A 4,262-nucleotide genomic window follows, 5' to 3' on the forward strand; every position below is an offset into this window, starting at 1 on the left:
GGGAGTAGGGAGTAGGGAGTAGGGAGTAGGGAGTAGGGAGTAGGGAGTAGGGAATCGGGGTTCAACACTTCTGATATAATAAACATTTTTGAATTTAAATTGGATATTATTCAGTTATCAAAAAAAACTCAAATCCTATCCCCCTGCTCCCTGCTCCCTGCTCCCTGCTCCCTTGCTGTCAGAACAATGAAATATAAATGAAGACCAGCTTATGTAATTGTTGATAAGTTTTGAATAGCGGTTTGGACAGCCTGCTGAACATCAGGATTAGGATCGGACAAAAGTGGTTTTAAATAAGGAACTACTGTTCGCGTAGCGTGCCCCACGGCCAAGGTATTCCCCAATTCATCCAGCTCATCAACAGCGTTTTCCCTCACAATAAAATGTGGATCTTTGAGTTTATCCAGCAGATGCGGTAGTGCTTGCTCAGGATATAATCGAGCTAAAAATCTCAAAACACTACCTCTAACATAGGGAGAAGAATGGTCAAGCATTACTAAAACGTGGTCAATCGCATGTTTCTCTTCTAGTTTACATAACCCATCAATTGCTTCAGCAACAATCATGGGGCGCTGGTCATCAAGATACCTAAGCATAATTTTGCGCAGTTTTTCGGTCTTGGTTTCAGACTCTGTCAATGCAAAAATAATCCCCCTTAATCGTTCTTGATCAGCTGAATTTATACTTTCATACAAATACTCAACCCCTTGCTCACCCTGTTGGCTAATCAAGAGAGCGATTTCACTATAGTATGTCGAGTATGTCGATGCATCCTCTACCTCTAAAGGTTGTTTGTGAAACCTTTCAATTAGCTGGTTTAGAGTCAAATGGTTTAGATCAGGATAAAATGTCATATATCAAAAACTTTAAACATTTACTACTTTTACTAAAAGTACTGATTATCCTATTTTGAATAAACTTTACTAAGTGACGACTCTTGCCTCTTGCCCTTTGCCTTTTGCCTAGACTTTAGCTACTAATTTATCATATAGCAATCCCTATTGTAATTGTGATAATTTTTTGCCTATTGCCTATTGCCTATTGCCTATTGCCTTCCCCTCCTGGGAGGGGTTAGGGGTGGGTGCCTATTGCCTATTGCCTATTCCCTATTCCCTATTGCCTATTCCCTATTGCCTATTCCCTATTCCCTATTGCCTATTCCCTATTCCCTATTGCCTATTCCCTACTCCCTACTCCCTAAAATCCAATAAACAAAAGGTTGATGAGTAATCAAATTCTCATCAACCTTAATTAGACTTTAGACAAGGATAGACTAAGCGTTAGGATTATCTGCCATTAGCTATTAGCCATGTAAGTATTCAGCTATCAGTTATCAGCTATCAGTCATAAGCTATCAGCTATCAGCTTTTAGCTTATGGGCTACGCCCATGCTACTAAAGACCAACCGCTGACCGCTGACCGCTGACCGCTGACCGCTGTTCGCTTCGCGTGCGCTTCGCGCATATGCTTAGCTAAACCCCTACTTGGTTTCAGAAAACTCAGCGTCAATGACATCATCACCACCAGAGCTACTAGAAGCACCAGCATCAGGACCGGGTGCGCCAGCATCGGTGGCCTCAGCAGCCCCCTCAGCTTGCTGATAGAGGTTAGCACTAACACTGTAGAGAGCTTGTTGTAACTCAGTGGTCAGAGTCTTGATTTTCTCATCATCCTCTTGGGCAATTGCCTCTCGCAGGTCTTTGATCAACCCTTCGATCTTCTCTTTATCAGCTGCTGGCAATTTATCATCGAGTTCTTTAATCTGTTTCTCGGCCTGGTAGGTCAGAGAATCAGCTTGGTTCTTACGGTCAATCTTCTCACGACGCTCTTTGTCAGCCTCTGCATTAGTTTCAGCATCCTTAACCATCCGGTCTACTTCCTGATCGGATAGGGTGGATGCACCAGTAATGTTGATCGACTGTTCCTTACCAGTGCCCTTGTCCTTAGCGGTAACATTCAGGATACCGTTGGCATCAATGTCAAAGGTTACCTCAATCTGAGGCACGCCACGGGGTGCAGGGGGAATACCATCCAATCTGAAGGTTCCCAAGCTCTTGTTGTCAGAGGACATTTCCCGCTCACCCTGAAGAACATGGATTTCTACGTTGGTCTGACCATCCACAGCAGTGGAGAAGGTTTCTGACTTCTTGGTGGGGATAGTGGTGTTACGAGGAATCAGTTTCGTCATCACGCCACCGAGAGTTTCCACACCCAAGGACAAGGGGGTAACATCCAACAGTAGGATATCCTTGACTTCACCAGCCAATACACCACCTTGGATAGCAGCACCTACCGCTACCACTTCATCTGGGTTAACGGTTTGGTTAGGATCCTTGCCAAGTACCTTCTTGACCACCGCTTGGACTGCAGGGATCCGAGTAGAACCACCAACCAAGACCACCTCATCAATGGCACTCTTGTCGAGTTTGGCATCCTTGATGGCATTCTCTACCGGAATCCGGCAACGGTCGATTAAGTCAGAGCAAATATCTTCAAACTGACCCCTAGTCAAGGTCATATCCAGGTGCTTAGGGCCTTCTTGGGTAGCCGTGATGAAAGGCAAGTTAATGTCAGCTTGCATAACGCTAGACAACTCAATCTTGGCTTTCTCTGCGGCTTCAGTCAGACGTTGTAGAGCTTGCTTGTCCTTGCGTAGGTCAATCCCTTCTGCGCTTTGGAACTCTTTGGCTAGGTGATCAACAATTTTCTTATCGAAGTCATCACCACCGAGGTGAGTGTCACCAGAGGTAGCTAACACTTCAAACACCCCGTCACCCACTTCTAGAATGGAGACGTCAAAGGTACCACCACCCAAGTCAAACACTAGGATAGTTTCGTTGCTCTTCTTGTCTAAACCATAAGCCAGAGACGCTGCAGTGGGTTCGTTGATAATCCGCAGCACTTCAACCCCAGCAATCTTACCTGCTGCCTTAGTCGCTTGACGCTGGGAGTCATTGAAGTAAGCTGGTACAGTAATGACCGCTTGGGTAACGGTTTCCCCAAGATACTTGCTAGCATCATCAACCAGCTTGCGCAGCACCTGAGCTGATATCTCTTCTGGCGCAAATTGCTTTCCTTGAGCTGGGCAATCTAGCTTGACATTATCACCAACCTTGAGAGTTTTGTAAGATACTTCCGTAGCCTCGTTGGTGACTTCACTGTATCTACGTCCAATGAAGCGTTTGACTGAATAAAATGTGTTTTCGGGGTTCATCACGGCCTGACGCTTAGCAATTTGACCCACTAAGCGATCGCCATTTTTGGCATAAGCTACGACTGAAGGGGTTGTCCGAAAACCTTCTGCATTAGCAATAACCGTGGGTTTACCACCTTCCATTACTGCTACGCAGGAGTTTGTTGTACCTAAGTCAATTCCAACAACTTTTGCCATAAGAGTGTTCCGGGTGCCTATAACTACAAATACTGGTAGGGTAGGAGAGGATTAAATAAATATCCGTCAGATTGGTTCAAGCAATAACCGTTGCCAGTTTTTATACCATCGGTTGGATTACCATTATTTATACTGAACTTTATTTGCCAGTCTAATGAAGGGTGGTTTCCCGAACCTAAGATGGGACGGTTCTTGATTGAATAACCGATTATCTACTGATTGTCTCGGTCAGGGGGCAGCAAGAAAGAAAAAAGTTATGGGTAATCAGCGCCATTCTCGATTAGCTGTGATAGTCGGAAGATAGGGAAGATCACCGAAGTTGGGGAAGAATCCACCCAGAGTTCTGATTTCCGTCACGTTTCAATTAGGACTGCTATGGTCAAAACCCATGTATGTTTTTTTCCTGACCCCTTTTTGTTGCCTTGCCTGTGTCTAATTTACGAAAATTAACGGCTGTTGGGATTGGTGTGAACCGTAACAAATCAGTTGTGTTTGCCGTCTTGAGAGTAGTGGAGGAAACTGAAACCGGGTAGAGAGTAGGGAGTAGGGAAAGATAGGGAGGTGTGGGGAGATGGGGAGATGGGGAGATGGGGAGTAATAATTAAGAACTGCTATAAGTATGATCAGCTAAGTATGATCAGCGCTATATCTGTGTTCTGTCATTCTCGGAGATTGCGATCGCTAAACGTAAGCATATGCGCGAAGCGCACGCTACTTGAGGTGCGGTCAGCGGTCAGCGGTCAGCGGTCAGCGGTCAGCTGACGTAACAGAGATTAAAGCAATGCTTACCTGTTTTATTCAAAAGCACCGATCTAGTAGCGATGCAGCGCCTTCATGCGGGGGTTTCCCCCACTCGCGCTTTGCATGGCTG

Annotated in this window: 3 protein-coding genes; 1 reads left to right on the forward strand and 2 read right to left on the reverse strand. The window is 45.4% G+C overall.

Annotated elements, in window-relative coordinates; genetic code table 11:
• Positions 1-209: 209 nt before the first annotated feature.
• A complete protein-coding gene (locus AC4II3_RS31545; protein WP_488016535.1) occupies positions 210-854 on the reverse strand; it encodes a HEAT repeat domain-containing protein in 645 nt (214 codons plus the stop codon).
• Between the two features lie 166 nt (positions 855-1,020).
• On the opposite strand from AC4II3_RS31545, the gene AC4II3_RS31550 reads away from it, so the two are divergent.
• Positions 1,021-1,230: a hypothetical protein gene (locus AC4II3_RS31550; RefSeq protein ID WP_488016537.1), complete on the forward strand. Its 210-nt coding sequence runs from the start codon at positions 1,021-1,023 to the stop codon at positions 1,228-1,230.
• A gap of 250 nt (positions 1,231-1,480) precedes the next feature.
• On the opposite strand, the gene dnaK is transcribed toward AC4II3_RS31550, so the two are convergent.
• On the reverse strand, positions 1,481-3,391 hold the full coding sequence (gene dnaK, locus AC4II3_RS31555) for a molecular chaperone DnaK (protein ID WP_488016539.1): 1,911 nt from the start codon (positions 3,389-3,391) through the stop codon (positions 1,481-1,483).
• Positions 3,392-4,262 lie beyond the last annotated feature (871 nt).

This window comes from Moorena sp. (assembly GCF_982860115.1).